General features: G+C 67.9%; 12 protein-coding genes. 6 read left to right on the top strand and 6 right to left on the bottom strand.

Annotation, left to right across the window (positions count from 1 at the left end):
* Window positions 1-36: 36 nt before the first annotated feature.
* From E0504_RS08490 to E0504_RS08475, 4 genes are all read right to left on the bottom strand, one after another.
* The gene (locus tag E0504_RS08490) at window positions 37-1,473 is read right to left on the bottom strand and encodes a glutamate synthase subunit beta (RefSeq protein ID WP_131622974.1); all 1,437 of its coding nucleotides are present in this window, start codon (window positions 1,471-1,473) and stop codon (window positions 37-39) included.
* Complete coding sequence (gene gltB / locus E0504_RS08485; protein WP_131622972.1) at window positions 1,473-6,113, bottom strand: glutamate synthase large subunit; 4,641 nt, start codon at window positions 6,111-6,113, stop codon at window positions 1,473-1,475. Before gltB ends, E0504_RS08490 begins: the two co-directional genes overlap by 1 nt.
* Before the next feature lie 188 nt (window positions 6,114-6,301).
* Window positions 6,302-7,780, bottom strand: coding sequence for a hypothetical protein (locus E0504_RS08480; protein ID WP_131622970.1), 1,479 nt, complete (start codon window positions 7,778-7,780; stop codon window positions 6,302-6,304).
* A gap of 41 nt (window positions 7,781-7,821) precedes the next feature.
* Complete coding sequence (locus E0504_RS08475) at window positions 7,822-9,069, bottom strand: TIGR04063 family PEP-CTERM/XrtA system glycosyltransferase (protein WP_131622968.1); 1,248 nt, start codon at window positions 9,067-9,069, stop codon at window positions 7,822-7,824.
* A 172-nt stretch (window positions 9,070-9,241) separates the two neighbouring features.
* Between E0504_RS08475 and E0504_RS08470 the strand changes: the two genes are divergently transcribed.
* The 6 genes from E0504_RS08470 to E0504_RS08445 are packed head-to-tail and all read left to right on the top strand — an operon-like array spanning window position 9,242 to window position 14,429.
* Window positions 9,242-10,618, top strand: a complete 1,377-nt coding sequence (locus E0504_RS08470; RefSeq protein ID WP_131622966.1) for a putative O-glycosylation ligase, exosortase A system-associated — start codon at window positions 9,242-9,244, stop codon at window positions 10,616-10,618.
* A gap of 60 nt (window positions 10,619-10,678) precedes the next feature.
* Window positions 10,679-11,128 (top strand): MaoC family dehydratase, encoded by a 450-nt coding sequence (locus E0504_RS08465; protein WP_131622964.1) that lies wholly within the window; start codon window positions 10,679-10,681, stop codon window positions 11,126-11,128.
* 49 nt (window positions 11,129-11,177) lie between these two features.
* On the top strand, window positions 11,178-12,353 hold the full coding sequence (locus tag E0504_RS08460; RefSeq protein WP_131622962.1) for an acetyl-CoA C-acyltransferase: 1,176 nt from the start codon (window positions 11,178-11,180) through the stop codon (window positions 12,351-12,353).
* A gap of 39 nt (window positions 12,354-12,392) precedes the next feature.
* Window positions 12,393-12,962, top strand: a complete 570-nt coding sequence (locus E0504_RS08455) for a carboxymuconolactone decarboxylase family protein (RefSeq protein WP_131622961.1) — start codon at window positions 12,393-12,395, stop codon at window positions 12,960-12,962.
* A 10-nt stretch (window positions 12,963-12,972) separates the two neighbouring features.
* Window positions 12,973-13,770, top strand: coding sequence for an SDR family NAD(P)-dependent oxidoreductase (locus tag E0504_RS08450; RefSeq protein ID WP_131622959.1), 798 nt, complete (start codon window positions 12,973-12,975; stop codon window positions 13,768-13,770).
* A 47-nt stretch (window positions 13,771-13,817) separates the two neighbouring features.
* On the top strand, window positions 13,818-14,429 hold the full coding sequence (locus E0504_RS08445) for a DUF4126 domain-containing protein (protein ID WP_131622957.1): 612 nt from the start codon (window positions 13,818-13,820) through the stop codon (window positions 14,427-14,429).
* Here E0504_RS08445 and E0504_RS08440 read toward each other — a convergent pair.
* Together E0504_RS08440 and E0504_RS08435 are read right to left on the bottom strand one after the other, a co-directional pair.
* A complete protein-coding gene (locus E0504_RS08440) occupies window positions 14,426-15,616 on the bottom strand; it encodes a zinc-dependent alcohol dehydrogenase (protein WP_131622955.1) in 1,191 nt (396 codons plus the stop codon). The genes E0504_RS08445 and E0504_RS08440 overlap by 4 nt on opposite strands.
* Window positions 15,613-16,215 carry an SRPBCC family protein gene (locus E0504_RS08435; protein WP_131622953.1) on the bottom strand — a complete coding sequence of 201 codons (603 nt, stop codon included), beginning with the start codon at window positions 16,213-16,215 and terminating at the stop codon, window positions 15,613-15,615. The genes E0504_RS08440 and E0504_RS08435 overlap by 4 nt, the downstream gene beginning before the upstream one ends.
* Window positions 16,216-16,278: the final 63 nt, after the last annotated feature.

Here is a 16,278-nt window from a genome sequence, read left to right as displayed (position 1 = left end):
GGGCGCCGCGGCGGCAGATGACTGTCCCGCCGCTACTTACTGCGGCAGTTCGGTGAACCCCATCAGCGCCTCGTCCACCGCGCGGGCGGCCTGGCGGCCTTCGCGGATCGCCCACACGATCAGGCTCTGGCCCCGTCGCATGTCGCCGCAGGCGAACACCCCCGCCTCGCTGGTGGCGTAGCTGTCGGTATCGGCCGCGACGTTGCCGCGGCTGTCCCGCTCGGCACCGACCTGCTCGAGCAGCCCGCCGCCACGCGGGCCGGTGAAGCCCATCGCCAGCAGTATGAGGTCGGCGGGGATGACGAATTCGCTGCCGGAGATTTCTTCCATCTGTCCGCCGCGCCATTCCACGCGGACGCATTCGAGGCCGGTGACCTCGCCGCCTTCGCCAATCACCCGCTTGGTCAAGACCGCGAAGTCGCGTTCCGCCCCTTCCTCGTGGCTGGTCGAGGTGCGCAGTTTCAGCGGCCAGTGCGGCCAGGTGAGCGCCTTGTCTTCCTTCTCCGGCGGGCGGGGCATGATCTCGAGCTGGACCACGCTCGCCGCACCCTGGCGGTTGGACGTGCCGACGCAGTCCGAACCGGTGTCGCCGCCGCCGATCACCACCACCCGCTTGCCCGTGGCGACGAGGCTGCCGCGCGGCGCGGCGCGAACTTCGTCGTCACCGGCGTTGCGCTTGTTCTGCTGGGTCAGGAACTCCATCGCCAGCCGCACGCCGGACAGCTCCGCGCCGGGAATGGCGAGCTGGCGCGGTTCCTCCGCGCCGCCCGCCAGCACCACCGCGTCGAAATTTTCCTTCAGCGAAGCGAACGAGATGTCGACGCCGACCTCGGTCGAGGTGCGGAAGGTGACCCCTTCCGCCTCCATCTGCACCGCGCGCCGGTTGACGAGATGCTTCTCCATCTTGAAGTCGGGGATGCCGTAGCGGAGCAGCCCGCCAACCCGGTCGCTCTTTTCGAACACCGTCACCGAATGCCCGGCGCGTGCCAGCTGCTGCGCGCAGGCGAGCCCCGCCGGACCGCTGCCCACGATGGCCACCCGCTTGCCGGTCTTGGTCGCCGGCGGTTCGGGCACGATCCACCCTTCGCGCCAGCCACGGTCGGCGATGGCGCACTCGATGCTCTTGATGGTCACCGGCGCGTCGATGATGTTCAGCGTGCACGCGGCCTCGCACGGGGCGGGGCACACGCGGCCGGTGAATTCGGGGAAGTTGTTGGTGGAATGAAGGTTGTCGAGCGCGTCCTTCCAGTCGCCCTCGTACACCAGGTGGTTCCAGTCGGGGATCAGGTTGTTCACCGGACAGCCCGAATGGCAGAACGGGATCCCGCAATCCATGCACCGCGCCGCCTGCAGCTTCAGCGCCGGCTCCGGGTGCGGGACGATGAACTCCTTGTAGTGGCGCACGCGTTCCCTGGGATCCGCGTAGCCGCGGTCCTGGCGGTCGTGTTCGAGGAAGCCGGTGATCTTGCCCATTATTCCGCCGCCTCCATCGCCGCGTCTTCGCGTTCGGCCTCGAGCTGGCGCAGCGCGCGGGCGTAGTCCGTCGGCATGACTTTCACGAACCGGGGCAGGGCGGCTTCCCAGTCATCCAGGATCGCCGCCGCCCTGGCGCTGCCGGTGTGGAGCTGGTGCCGCTCCAGCAACACGCGCAGCCGCTCCGCATCGTGGCGCAGCATGTCGCCCAGTCCCGCATCGTCGACGCTGCGCGCGCGTTGCAGCGGGCGGCCAGTGCCGTCGTCCTCGTCACGCTGGGCCGAAATCGGCGACAGCTCGACCTGCGCGATGTTGCACCCTTGCGCGAAGGCGCCGGCCTCGTCGTAGACATAGGCTACACCGCCGCTCATGCCGGCCGCGAAGTTGCGCCCGGTGGGCCCCAGCACCACGACCGCGCCGCCGGTCATGTATTCGCAGCCATGATCGCCGCAGCCTTCCGCCACCGCCACCGCGCCCGAATTGCGCACCGCGAAGCGTTCGCCGGCGACTCCGTTGAAGTACGCCTCGCCCGCGATCGCGCCGTAGAGCACGGTGTTGCCGACGATGATGTTCTGCCCCGGATCGCGCCCGGTGCCGTCCGGCTGGCGCACCACGATGCGGCCGCCCGACAAACCCTTGCCGACATAATCGTTGGCGTCGCCGGTCAGCCGCAAGGTGATTCCGTGCGCGAGCCACGCGCCGAAGCTTTGCCCGGCGGTGCCGGTGAATTCGATCCGGATGGTTTCCGGCGGCAGGCCCGCGTGGCCGTAGACCCTCGCGACCTCGCCCGACAGCATCGCCCCGGTCGCCCGGTTGGCGTTGCGGATCGGGAGCTCCAGCCGGACCGCCTCCCGATTTTGAAGCGCTGGCGCGCACAGGTCGATCAGTTGCCTGTCGAGCACGTTGCCAAGGCCATGGTCCTGCTCGCACGACTGGTACAGCGTGGCGCCCTGCGCCGGCGTGACCTGGTGCAGCAGGCGCGACAGATCGATGCCCTGCGCCTTCCAGTGGCGGGCGGCGCGGGTCATGTCGATCAGGTCGACCCGGCCGACCATTTCCTGGATTGTCCGGAAGCCCAGTTCCGCCATGAGCTCGCGCAGTTCCTCGGCGACGAAGAAGAAGTAGTTGATCACGTGCTCTGGCGTGCCGGTAAAGCGCTTGCGCAGCACCGGGTCCTGCGTGGCCACCCCGACCGGACAGGTGTTGAGGTGGCACTTCCTCATCATGATGCAGCCCGCCGCGATGAGCGGCGCGGTGGCGAAGCCGAATTCGTCCGCCCCCAGCAGCGCGCCGATCGCGACGTCACGCCCGGTGCGCAAGCCCCCGTCGACCTGCACCGCGATCCGGGGACGCAGGTCATTCAGGATCAGCGTCTGCTGGGTTTCGGCAAGGCCGATCTCCCACGGGCTGCCGGCGTGCGTGAGCGAGGTGAGCGGGGAGGCACCGGTGCCCCCGTCGTAGCCTGAAATGGTGACATGGTCCGCCTTGCACTTGGCGACGCCGGCCGCGACGGTGCCGACGCCGACCTCGCTCACCAGCTTGACCGAGATGCGCGCCGCCTGGTTCACGTTCTTCAGGTCGTGGATCAGCTGCGCGAGATCCTCGATCGAGTAGATGTCGTGGTGCGGCGGGGGCGATATCAGGCCGACGCCAGGGGTGGCGTGACGCACCGCGCCGATCACCTTGTCGACCTTGTGCCCCGGCAGCTGGCCGCCCTCGCCGGGCTTGGCGCCCTGCGCCATCTTGATCTGGATATCGTCCGAATTGACCAGGTATTCGGTGGTCACGCCGAACCGGCCGGACGCGACCTGCTTGATCTTCGAACGCATCGTGTCGCCATTGGCGAGCGGGCGGAAGCGGTCGGCCTCCTCGCCGCCTTCGCCGGTGTTGGAGCGGCCGCCGATGCGGTTCATCGCCACCGCCAGCGTGGTGTGCGCTTCCCTGGAGATCGAGCCGAAGCTCATCGCCCCGGTGGCGAAGCGCTTGACGATCTCGGTCGCCGGCTCGACCTCGTCGAGCGAAATCGGGGGCCCGACCGGCTTCAGCTCCATCAGCCCGCGGATCGTCAGCAGCCGTTCCGACTGTTCGTTGATCGCGCGCGCGAATTCGCGATAGCGGTCCTGGCTGTTGCCGCGCACCGCGTGCTGCAGGTCGGCGACGGTCGAGGGGGTCCACGCGTGCTCCTCGCCGCGCAGGCGGAACTGGTAGATGCCGCCGACGTCGAGCATGTGCTCGTGGATCGGGCTCTTGCCATAGGCGAGGCCGTGGCGCCGCACCGCCTCCTCGGCGATCTCGGTCAGGCCCACGCCCTCGATGGTGGTGGCCGTACCGGTGAAGTACTTGTCGACGAACGCGCTCGACAGCCCGACCGCGTCGAAGATCTGCGCGCCGCAGTACGACTGGTAGGTCGAGATGCCCATCTTGGACATGACCTTGAGGATGCCCTTGCCGATCGCCTTGACGTAGTTCTTCGCCACCTCGCCCGGCTGCAGGTGCGGCAGGCGGGTCGCGCGAATATCCTCCAGCGTCTCGAAGGCGACGTAGGGGTTGATCGCCTCCGCGCCGTATCCCGCCAGCACGCAGAAATGGTGCACCTCGCGCGTCTCGCCGGTCTCGACCACCAGGCCGGTCTGCATCCGCAGACCCTGGCGGACGAGGTGATGATGCACCGCCGCCGTCGCGAGCAGGGCGGGAATGGGGATGCGCTCTTCGTTCTGCGCGCGGTCGCTCAGCACCAGGATGTTGTGATCCTGCAGCACCGCTTCGGTGGCGGCCCAGCACATCTCCTTGAGCGCGAGTTCGAGCCCTTCCGGCCCGGTCGCGGCATCCCAGCAGATGTCGATCGTCTCGCACCGGAACGCGCCATCGAGCGCGGCCTCGACCGACCGGATCTTGGCGAGATCGATGTTGGTCAGGATCGGCTGGCTCACCTCCAGCCGCTTGTGCGTGCCGGCGTCTCGGCCCAGCAGGTTGGGGCGCGGCCCGACCATGCTGGTCAGGCTCATCACCAGTTCTTCGCGGATCGGATCGATCGGCGGATTGGTGACCTGGGCGAAGTTCTGCTTGAAGTAATCGAACAGCAGGCGCGGCCGCGCGCTCAGCACCGCGATCGGGGTGTCGGTGCCCATCGATCCGATCGGATCGTCCCCTGATTGCGCCATCGGCTCGAGGAACTTGGCGATGTCTTCCTGCGTGTAGCCGAACGCCTGCTGGCGCTCCAGCAGGTCGGTCGCGGGCTCGGGCACCGCGGACAGCTCCGGCTCGATATGGTCGAGGTCTTCCAGCTTGTACTGCGCGGCGTCCAGCCACTTGGCGTAGGGCTGCGCGGCGGCGAGTTCGGCCTTGAGCTCGGCATCCTCGATGATGCGGCCCTGATCCAGGTCGACCAGCAGCATCTTGCCCGGCTGCAGCCGCCATTTGCGGACGATGTCCTCTTCGGCGAACGGCAGCACGCCGCTCTCGCTGGCAAGGCAGATGAGGTCGTCCTTGGTCACGCAATAACGCGACGGGCGCAGGCCATTGCGGTCGAGCGTGGCGCCGATCTGGCGCCCGTCGGTGAAGCACACCGCCGCCGGCCCGTCCCACGGCTCCATCAGCGCGGCGTGGTATTCGTAGAACGCGCGTCGCCCGGCATCCATCTGCGGATCCTTGGCCCACGCTTCCGGGATCAGCATCATCATCGCGTGGGCGAGCGGATAGCCGCCCAGCAGCAGCAGCTCGAGCGCGTTGTCGAGGCTGGCGGTGTCCGACTGGCCGTGCGGGATGATCGGCCACATCTTGTCGAGATCGGCGCCGATCAGCGGCGATTCCATCGTCCGCCGGCGGGCGTTCATCCAGTTCACGTTGCCGCGCACGGTGTTGATCTCACCGTTGTGCGCCACGAACCGGAACGGGTGGGCGAGGCGCCAGCTGGGGAAGGTGTTGGTCGAGAAGCGCTGGTGCACCAGGCCGAGCGCCGAAACGCAATCGGGGTCGCGCAGGTCGTTGTAGAAACTGCCGACCTGAGTTGCCAGCAGCAGCCCCTTGTAGACGATCGTGCGGCTGGAGAAGCTGGGGATGTAAAGCTCGGTCAGCCCCGGGATGCCGAGCTTTTCCTCCTGCTTGCGCAACGGGTTCTGCGCCTGCTTGCGGATGACGATCAGCTTGCGCTCGAACGCGTCCTGGTCGGCGCAGTTCGGCCCGCGCGCGATCACGCACTGGCGCATCACCGGCATCCGCTCGATCACCGTCTTGCCGAGCCCGTCGAGCGTGGTTGGCACGTCGCGCCAGCCGACCAGCACCTGGCCTTCCTTGGCGATGAACTTTTCCAGCTGTTCGGTAACGTGCGCCCGCGCGGCTTCACCCTGCGGCATCATGCACTGCGCGATCGCGTATTCGCCGGGGGCCGGCAGGTGGAGGCCGTTGTCACCGGCCCACTTGCGGAACAACGGATCGGGTATCTGAATCAGGATGCCCGCCCCGTCGCCCAGCAGCGGGTCCGCGCCGACCGCGCCGCGATGGTCGAGATTAGCGAGGATTTCGAGCGCGGAACTGACGATCGCGTGGCTCTTGACGCCCTTGATGTGCGCCAGAAGCCCGACGCCGCACGCATCGTGCTCGTTGCGCGGATCGTACAACCCCTGGCGCGGCGGCAAATGCATCGCTCGTTCGCAATCCCGTGTGCGGCCGACGCGTCTGTCCGAACGCTTCGGCAACGAAGCGCGATTCACCCTGCTACCGGACGCAGCAAAACTATCGCGAAACCCGGCATTGAAGAAACGGATGCTGTTTCGCAACCGCCCGGTGGATTGAGCCGGCTAAAGCGAGGCTTTCGCCAACGGGTGCAGCGTCAAGCGGCGCCGCTCAGTCGCTGAAGCTTTTCCAGCGCCTCGCGCAGGGCGCGCTCGGTCTCGCCGGGGTCGCGCGCGGCGGGACCGCCCGGCTGTCCGAACGACACCCGGCCGACCGCCGCCTGGGCGCGCTGCGGCGGCGCATCGAACGGGCGGCCCGCAGCTGTCAGGGGCGCCGGCGTCAGTTCGTGCACGGTCTGCCCCGGGAACATCACCACCGGTTCTATGCCGTCGTCGTCCGCCGCCGCTTCGTCTTCGATCCGGACCGGCTCTCGCGGAAGGCCGAACGGGCTCTTCATCGCGAGCAGCGATGTGTAACCGGCGTCGGCGACGTCCTCGCTTTCGTCCACACCGTCGGTTTCGTCGTGCGCTTCGGCAACTGCCGCGAAGGCTTCGCCGCGTCCGCGTGACAGGGCTGCGGTCAGGTCGAGATCGGGGAGGTTGTCCTCCTCGTCCTGCTCGTCGAAGCCGAACGGCTGCAGCGCTGCCGGAATCTCAAACGGCTGGTGCGGCAGGTTGGCGGTATCGCGGTCGGAGACCGGGACAGTGTCCACGTCCTCTTGCGCCAGCGGAAGCACAGGCGCCGGTGCGTCCGCGGCGACGGCAGCCTTGTGACGCTCCAGTGCCTGGGCGAACCGTTCGACCAGTTCGACCACGCCGAGTTCGGCCAGGGGGCGTTCCCCGACCGGGAGGGCATGGGCCGGAACAGCATCCACCGGAGCGGCGGAAGGCGCGGACTCGGCCGGACGCTCTTCGGTCCGTTCCCGGTTGAGGAATGCGGGACGCTCCTCGTCCGATTCTGCCGCCGTTTCCGGCGCCAGCGGTTGGAACAGATGTCCGGCCGCCGGGGGAGGAGCGCTCAACGTCGCCGTCCCGAATGGTCCCGTTTTTGCCACCTCAGGGCCCTCCGATTCGGGCTCGGCCGGCGGCTCGTCGAAGGCGATCAGGTCAAGCGGTTCGGGTGATGCGTGGGGATCCTGTCCCGGCAAGGGCGCGAACGACAGGAAATCGCTGCGCGCGCTTTCCTCCGCGACCGCCAGCGAGCGGCGGCGCGGACGCGGCGCGTCGCGCGGCGTCTCGAGTTCCTCGTCCAGGCCGCCTTCGCCCAATTCCTCGTGGGCCGAGATCGGGCGCTTGGCGGACATTTCGCCCGGTTCCGGTTCGGCGCGGCGGGTGGCCGTGTGCGGGGCATGAGCAGCGGCGATGCGGCGCGCGACGAACAGGCCCGCGAGCGCGCCGGCGATCGCAGAGCCTAGCGCAAGGACGATCCGCGCGGTCGCGCCCAGTGGCGGCTGCGCGCTGGCATAGACGCCCGCCAGCCCGCTGGAGACGGCAAACCGTTCGAACGGGTCGATCGGCAGGACCATGCTGCCGATGCCGAACAGGGCGGCAAACCACAGTCCGACGATGACCGGGAAGGCCGGGTGCGCGCTGACCGGCGGCTGGGTGGCCGGTTTGCGCTTGGGTGTGTCGCTCACAGTAAAACCCCGTTTCGGTGAGAGCCGGTTGCCCGCAGCGTTCAGGCGGCGGCGGACAGCTCCCGATTAGGGGCCCGGCCTAACAGGTGGTGGTAAACGTCCTGATAACGACGAATGTTGCTCGCCCAGTCGTGGCGGGCGGCGACATGCGCCTGCGCCCGCTCGCGCATCGCGGCCCAATCGGCGCGGGCATCGACCAGGTCGGCGAGCGATTCGCCGCACGCCATCGGATCATCGGGAGCGAACAGCATCCCCGTCACGCCGTCAGCGATCAGTTCGCGGTGCCCGCCCACATCGCTAGCAGCGACGATGCGGCCCTGCGCCATCGCTTCCAGCGGCTTCAGCGGGGTGACCAGTTCGGTCAGCCGGCTGGCCTTGCGCGGATAGGCCAGCACGTCGATCAGCGAATAGTATCGCTCCACCTCGCCATGCGGCACGCGGCCGGTGAAATGGATGCCGGGGGTTCCTGCGGCCTGCCGGCGGAGAGCCGCTTCCATCGGCCCGCCGCCGACCAGCAGCAGCGCCGCTTGCGGGTGACGCGCGCGCAGAAACGCCATGGCGGCGATGAGATCGTCCAGCCCTTCGTAATCGTAGAAGCTGCCGATGAAGCCGATCACCGGCCCGCCGGAGTCCGCGGCGCCGAGGCCGAGCTGGTTCGCCAGCGCATCGTCGCGCGGAGGCGGATTGCCGAACAGGGCGAAATCGACGCCGTTAGGTGACAGGCCGATCTTGCCGGCGCGGTGCCCGCGGGCGACCAGATCGTCGCGCAGGCCATGGCAGATGGTGAACACCGCGTCCGCCTCGCTGACCGCGCGGTCCTCCAGCGCGCGGGTCAGGCGGTACTTGACCGAACCTTCGCGCCCCGCGCCGTTGCCCACCGCGGCGTCCTCCCAAAAGGCGCGGATTTCGTACACCACCGGAATGCCGAGCGCGCGGCCGGCGCGGATCGCGGCATGGCCGCACAGCGCAGGCGAGTGGGCGTGCAGCACATCGGGACGCCATTCCGCGGCGAGTTTCTCGATTTCCGCCGCGAGCCGGGCGATCTCGCGCCATTCGCGGATACCCGGCGCGCCTGAGACAGCGCCAGGGGTGCGATGGAACAGCAACCCGTCGGCGACTTCCGCCACCGGGCCCCCGCCACAGTTCTCAGGCGAATCGTGCCGCACGCCGGTGATCCCCCGCACCTCCAGCCCGCTGGCCGCCTGCGCGGTCATGATCGCGCGGGTGCGGAAGGTATAGCCGCTGTGGAGCGGCAGCGAATGGTCGAGGACATGCAACACGCGGGTCATGGCCACGGGTTTCGCACGATACACTTAACGGCGCGTCAACCGCGTGGTGCTAGCGCGGGCCAGCGATGATCGACCTGTTCTCCCTCGCGCTCGCCCATGGGCTGCTGCTGCTGATGGCGCTGCGGCTGATGAGCCGCGACGATCTCGACCGTGACCCGCCGGGCGGACAGCCATGACCGACCTAGCCCTGCTGGGCTTCATCGCTGCGTTCCTGGCGCTTGGCCTGCGCCGGCCGTTCCTGTGGGTGCTGACCTATATCTACATCGACACGCTGGCGCCGCAGGACATCGGCTGGCGGTTCGTGTCCGCGCTGCCGGTGTCGCTCATCGCATTCTGCGCCGCGTTCGGCGGCTGGCTGCTGGTCGATTCCAAGCGCGGCGCGCGGTTCTCGTTCCGGCAGGGGCTGATGCTGGTGCTGCTGGTGTGGTGCGCGATCACCACCGCCAACGCCGATTTCCCGGTGGAGGCGGCGCACAAGTGGGAATGGGTGTGGAAGGCGCTGGTGTTCGCGATCTTCGTGCCGCTGACCCTGACCACCCGCCTGCGGTTCGAGGCGGTGGTGCTGACTATGGTGCTGACCGCCGGCGCGATCGTGATCAACGGCGGGATCAAGACGGCGACGGGCGGCGGCGGCTACGGGCAGCTATACCTGTTCGTGCAGAACAACACCGGGATGTACGAAAGCTCCACCCTCGCCACGGTGGCGATCGCGCTCATCCCGCTGATCCTGTGGGCGATGAAGCACGGCACGGTGTTCCCGCGCGACTGGCGGGTGAAGCTGTTCGGCTACGCGCTGATCTTTTCCTGCGTGCTGATCCCGGTGGGGACCGAGGCGCGCACGGGTCTGCTGTGCCTTGGCGTTCTGGGCGTGCTGATGCTGCGCGATGTGAAACGGCGCTTCCTTTACGTGGGCGGGGCGGTGCTGCTGGGACTGATGGCGCTGCCATTCCTGCCGCAAAGCTACTTCGAACGCATGTCCACGCTGGAGACGCATGAGGAGGACACTTCTGCCTCCACCCGCGTGGCGGTGTGGCAGTGGACCATCGATTACGCCAACAGCCATCCGATGGGCGGGGGCTTCGATGCCTATCGCGGCAATTCGTTCACCTATAAGCTGCCGCAGCGCACCGGCGACGGCAATTCCAGCGCGGTCGAGTATATCGATCACACCGATAACGCGCGCGCATATCATTCGGCGCTGTTCGAGATGCTGGGCGAACAGGGCTGGCCGGGGCTGGGCCTGTGGCTGTGGATCCACTTGCTGGGCCTGTGGCAGATGGAGCGTATCCGCCGGCGCTGGCGCAAGCGCGATGGCGCGGCCGAGCAATGGCAGGCGCCGTTGGCGGGAGCGCTGCAGTTCGCGCAAGTCATCTACCTAGTGGGATCGCTGTTCCAGGGGATCGCGTACCAGCCGTTCATTCTGACCCTGCTTGGCGTGCAGTGCGCGCTGTGGAGCTGGTGCCGGCTGGCCGATTCGCCGGGCCACAGGCGATCGCGCCGGGCGACCGCTTCGCGTGCCGTAACGGCAGAGGCCGCGCCGTTGCACTAGGCGTTTCCTTGCGCCATGAAGCCGCTCCATACCGCGGTTTCAAACTCAAGGGAGAGGCGCATGACCCCGCAGGAAGTACAGGCCCAGGTCGGCCAGAACGTCGGCACCAGCGAATGGGTCGAGATGAGCCAGGAGCGGATCAACCTGTTCGCCGAGGCGACGGGCGATCACCAGTTCATCCACCTCGACGAGGAAAAGGCCAAGCTGACCCCATTCGGCGGCACCATCGCGCACGGGTTCCTGACGCTGTCGATGATCCCCTACCTCAGCGCCCATTCCGACCTGCCGAAGGTCGACGGCGTGAAAATGGGCGTGAACTATGGCGGCAACAAAACCCGCTTCATCAGCCCCGTCCGCAGCGGCAAGCGCATCCGCGGTCACTGGAAGCTGATCGAGCTCGAAGAAAAGCGCCCCGGCCAGTGGCAGCAGACTCACGAGATCACCATCGAGATCGAAGGCGAGGACAAGCCCGCCCTGATCACCGAATGGATCATGCAGTTCTTCGTCTGATCGCTCTTCCCCAGGGCAGGACCAACTATGCAAACGACAGGATTTGACCATGCGTGACGCCGTTATCGTCTCCACCGCCCGCACCCCGATCGGGCGTGCATACAAGGGCGCGTTCAACAACACCCTGGGGCCGACGCTCGGCGCCTTGTCGCTGAAGCCCGCGATCGAGCGGGCCGGGATCGACCCGGGCGAGATCGACGACGTGCTGTGGGGCGCCGCGCTCCAGCAAGGCACGCAAGGCGGCAACCTTGCCCGCCAGGTCGCGCTGCGCGCCGGGTGCCCGGTGACCGTGTCGGGCATGACGATGGATCGCCAGTGCTCCAGCGGCCTGATGAGCATCGCCACCGCCGCCAAGCAGGTGATCGTCGACCGGATGGACATCGTCGCCGCCGGCGGACAGGATTCGATCAGCCTGGTCCAGACCAAGGACATGCGGGTGCAGCCCGATCCGTCGCTAATGGCGATGCACAAGTCGATCTACATGCCGATGCTGCAGACCGCCGAAACGGTCGCCGCGCGCTATGGCATCGGCCGCGACCGGCAGGACGCCTATGGCCTGCAGAGCCAGCAGCGCACCGCCGCCGCGCAGGCCGCCGGCATCTTCGATGACGAGATCGTCGAAGTGACCACCACCATGAAGGTGCAGGACAAGGCGACCGGCGAAGTCTCCGACCGCGAGATCACCTTGAAGAAGGACGAAGGCAACCGTCCCGAGACCACGCTGGAGGGACTGCAGGGCCTCAAGACCGTCATCGAAGGCGGCACCATCACCGCCGGTAACGCCAGCCAGCTGTCGGACGGTTCGGCCGCCGTCATCGTGATGGAAGCCGGGGTCGCCGCGGCGCGCGGCCTCACCCCGATGGCCCGCTATGTCGGCATGGCGGTCGCGGGTACCGAGCCGGACGAGATGGGCATCGGCCCCGTGTTCGCGATTCCCAAGCTGCTCGGCCGCTTCGGCCTGTCGGTCGACGACATCGGCGTGTGGGAGCTGAACGAGGCGTTCGCAGTGCAGGTGCTGTACTGCCAGGACGTGCTCGGCATCCCCAACGACAAGCTCAACGTCAACGGCGGCTCGATCTCGATCGGCCACCCCTATGGCATGACCGGCGCGCGCTGCGTCGGCCACGCGATCCGCGAAGGCAAGCGCCGGGGCGAGAAGTACGTCGTCGTCACCATGTGCGTCGGCGGCGGCATGGGTGCCGCCGGCCTGTTCGAGGTGCTTTGATGGTGGGCCTACCGCTTCGCTACTTGAGGCCGGTTTAACGTGCGGCTGCGCGCCCCGCGGATCACTCCGCTCGATCCCGCTACGCTGACGCCGGAACAGACCGCGGCGCTGGCACCGGTGACCCGCGAGGGCGCGCGCCCGCTCAATATCTTTCTGACCTTCGCCCGGGCGCCCGAGGCGCTGACGCGGTTCCTGCAATGGGGGAACTACATCCTCAGCCGCCGGAACGCGCTCGATCCCCGGCGGCGCGAGATCGCGATCCTGCGCACCGGGTGGAATTGCCGCTCGGGTTACGAATTCGCCCAGCACGAGCGGATCGGGCTCGCCTCGGGCATGAGCGAAGCTGACGTGGCGGGCACCATGGAGGGTCCGCACGCGGCGTGCTGGGACGATCTCGACAGCGCGATCGTGACCGCCTGCGACGAACTGGTGCGGGACCACTTCATCTCCGGCGCGACCTGGGCCGCGCTGGAGCCGCTGGGGGACAAGGGCCGCATGGACCTGGTGTTCACCGTCGGTCAGTACACCCAGGTGTCGATGATGCTGAACAGCTTCGGCGTGCAACTGGAAGACGAGAGCCAGCTCAACCCCGAACTAGACGAGCGGTGAGGAAGCCGGCGTGACCGGACGGCTGGCGGGCAAGACCGCGGTGGTCGTCGGCGCGGGCCAGCAGCCGGGCGAGACGACGGGTAACGGCCGGGCAATCGCGCTGACGCTGGCGCGGGAAGGCGCCGAAGTGCTGTGCGTCGATCGCGACCATGCGCGGGCCGAAGCGACGGTCGCTGAAATAACCGACGCCGGCGGGACCGCTTTCGCTTTTGCCGCCGATATCGTCACCGAAGCGGACGCGATCGTATCGGCCGCGCTCGAACGCTGGGGCCGGATCGACATCTGCGTCGACAACGTCGGGATCGGCCATCGCGGCGACGGACCGGCCCATGCGCACGACGACGATGCGTTCGAAACGGTATTCGCGGTCAATTTCACCGGCGCGCGCAAGCTGGTCAAGGCGGTCCTCGCCCCGATGCGCGAGGCGGGCAGCGGGTCGATCGTGCTGGTAAGCTCGCTCGCCTCGGTCGCCGGGGCCAACATGGTGGCGTACGAGATCTCCAAGGCCGCGCTCAACCGGCTGGCCATCGCCACCGCGCTCGGCTCGGCCAAGCGCGGAGTGCGCTGCAACGCGGTGCTGCCCGGGCTGATCGATACGCCGATGGGGGTGGGCGGAACGGCGGCACGTGACGGGCGCGATCTTGCCGCGCAGCGCGCGGCGCGTGATGCGATGGTGCCGTTCAAAGGCGGAATGGGCAGCGCATGGGATGTCGCCAACGCGGTCCTGTTCCTCACCAGCGACGAGGCGCGCTTCGTCACCGGCGTGCTCCTGCCGGTCGACGGCGGTCAGGGCGCGCGCATCGGCTGATTGCGCGCCACCTCCGGCAGGCGCATGGTGCGCCGGGAGGAGAGCGTATGGGCATCGTCGAAGTTCTGGGCCTTGCCGGCAGCGTCAGCCTGCTCGCCGGTTGGCGGCTGTATCTGGCGGTGTTCGCGACCGGGCTCGCGATGCGGCTCGGCGCGCTGCCGTTGCCCGATCATCTCCAGGCGCTCGATGCGCTCGCCAACCCGTGGGTGATGGGCGTGGCGGCGGTCGCGGCGCTGGTGGAGTTCTTCGCCGACAAGGTCATGTGGCTCGATAGCGCGTGGGACGCGGTGCACACGGTGGTGCGGCCGGTCGGCGGCGCGATGCTGGCGCTCGCCATCGTCGATCCGGGCGATCCGGCGATGCAGGCGATCGCGTTCCTGCTCGGCGGCGGGGCGGCGTTCGCGGCGCACGGCGGCAAGGCCGGGGCGCGGGCGGTGGTCAACGCCAGCCCCGAACCGTTCAGCAACATGGTCGTCTCGACGGCCGAGGACGTGGCGAGCGCGGGCCTGTTGTGGCTCGCCTATGCGCACCCGTATGTGGCGGGGGGCATCGCGCTGGTGCTCCTGGCGCTCACCGCCTGGCTGTTGCTGATCGCGCGGCGGATGCTGCGGCGGCTGCTGGGCCGCCGCAGGTCCGAACCGCTGCCACCGGGCGGCTAGGCCGCCGCGGCCATCCCCGGCTTGAGGACGATCTTGGTGTAGGTGTCCTGCTCGTCGTGGAACTTCTGATAGCCTTCGGGCCCCGCTTCCAGCGGCATCCGGTGACTGATCAGGAAGGTGGTGTCGATCTTGTCCTCGACGATGGCGGCGTAAAGCGGCTCGGTGTATTTCTGGACGTGAGTCTGGCCAGTCTTCACCGTCAGGCCCTTTTCCATCATCGCGCCGAGTGGGAACTTGTCCAGGAACCCGCCATAGACGCCGGGGATCGACACGTTGCCGCCCTTGCGGGTGGCCATGATGATCTGGCGGATCACATGCCCGCGATCGGTGCCAAGGAAGGTCGACACCTTGATCTGATCGAGGACATTGTCGAGGTACAGCCCGTGCGCCTCCAGCCCGACACAGTCGATCGACGCGTCAGGGCCCACCCCGCCGGTCATGTCCTGCAGCGCTTCGTACACCTTGGAATGTTCGAAATTGATCGTCTCGGCGCCGAACTTGGCGGCAAGCTCCAGCCGGGCGGGGAAGTGATCGATCGCGATCACGCGCTTGGCGCCCATCAGGAAGGCCGACTGGACCGCGAATAGCCCGACCGGGCCGCAGCCCCACACCGCGACCGTATCGCCCGGCTCGATGTCGCAGTTTTCCGCCGCCATCCAGCCGGTCGGCAGGATGTCGGTCATGAACAGCACCTTGTCATCGTCGATGCTGTCATCGGGGATCACGAACGGGCCGACATCGCTGTAGGGGACGCGGACGTATTCCGCCTGGCCGCCCGAATAGCCGCCGGTCATGTGGCTGTAGCCGAAGATGCCCGCCATCGGCTGGCCCAGCTGCTCGCGCCCGATGTCCTGCTTGTCGGCCGGGTTGCTGTTGTCGCAGCAGGAGAACTGCTGCTTCTTGCAATGGAAGCACTGCCCGCACGAGATCGGGAACGGCACGATCACGCGCTGCCCTTTCTTGAGCGTGCTCTTGGCGCCGATTTCCACCACTTCGCCCATGAACTCGTGCCCCAGGATGTCGCCCGGCATCATCTGCGGAACGTAGCCATCATAGAGGTGCAGGTCGGAGCCGCAGATCGCGGTCGAGGTGATGCGGATGATCGCATCGCGCGGGTTGAGGATCTCGGGATCGTCGACGGTATCGCAGCGGACGTCATGCTTGCCGTGCCAGGTGATCGCTTTCATGCCTGGTTCTCCTGGTAAACGGGGGTGGTGGCCTCGCGGGTGATGGTCTGGTTTTCGTCACGCTCCTCGCGCTCGCGCTGGTTGCGCGCCGAGGTGCTGATCTCGCCTGTTTCCATCAGTTGCTTGAAACGGTGCAGGTCACGCCGCGACTGGATGCGCGGTTCGCGCTGGAACAGCTTGGCGACCAGCTGGCCGACCACGCCGGCCGGCGGATCGTAGGCGATGGTCGCGCGCACCACGGTGCCGCGTTCGCCCGCATCCTCGAACCGCACGCGGCCTGAATTGTCGATGTCGCCGCCGTCTTCCGACTGCCAGGTCAGTTCGCGGTCGGTCAGATCGTTGGTGATCGCCGCGACCCAGCTCACTTCCTTGCCGCCCGGTGCCTTGACCGTCCAGCGATAGCGCTTGTCGTCGACCTTCTCGATCGAGACGACGTTCTCCATCACCCCGGCCAGGTTTTCCTGCTGGCGCCAGAATTGATAGAGCTCGCTGGGCGGGCGGTTGATGGTAACCGCCTCCTCCACCAGCGCGTGGTCGGACTTCAGGTTCTTGGAATAGGCGATCGGCGCGTCGTCAGCCGGAACGGATGGGTCGGGCAAGGGAGCGGTCCTCGGGTTGCGAAAGGTACGCCCGGCCAATCCCCCGTCGCGGGGTTAAGTTCC

The organism is Parafrankia sp. BMG5.11 (assembly GCF_004337455.1).
The sequence above is the reverse complement of the archived record's forward strand: the minus strand, read 5'-3'. Positions and strand labels throughout refer to the sequence as shown.

Bases quoted from the DNA above. Each gene is read 5' to 3' on its own strand.
- E0504_RS08475 (WP_131622968.1), bottom strand. From the start codon at position 9,069: ATGACCCGCGTGTTGCATGTCCTCGACCATTCGCTGCCGCTCCACAGC.
- E0504_RS08440 (WP_131622955.1), bottom strand. From the start codon at position 15,616: ATGAAAGCGATCACCTGGCACGGCAAGCATGACGTCCGCTGCGATACC.
- E0504_RS08470 (WP_131622966.1), top strand. From the start codon at position 9,242: ATGACCGACCTAGCCCTGCTGGGCTTCATCGCTGCGTTCCTGGCGCTT.
- E0504_RS08445 (WP_131622957.1), top strand. From the start codon at position 13,818: ATGGGCATCGTCGAAGTTCTGGGCCTTGCCGGCAGCGTCAGCCTGCTC.
- E0504_RS08460 (WP_131622962.1), top strand. From the start codon at position 11,178: ATGCGTGACGCCGTTATCGTCTCCACCGCCCGCACCCCGATCGGGCGT.
- gltB (WP_131622972.1), bottom strand. From the start codon at position 6,113: ATGCATTTGCCGCCGCGCCAGGGGTTGTACGATCCGCGCAACGAGCAC.
- E0504_RS08465 (WP_131622964.1), top strand. From the start codon at position 10,679: ATGACCCCGCAGGAAGTACAGGCCCAGGTCGGCCAGAACGTCGGCACC.
- E0504_RS08490 (WP_131622974.1), bottom strand. From the start codon at position 1,473: ATGGGCAAGATCACCGGCTTCCTCGAACACGACCGCCAGGACCGCGGC.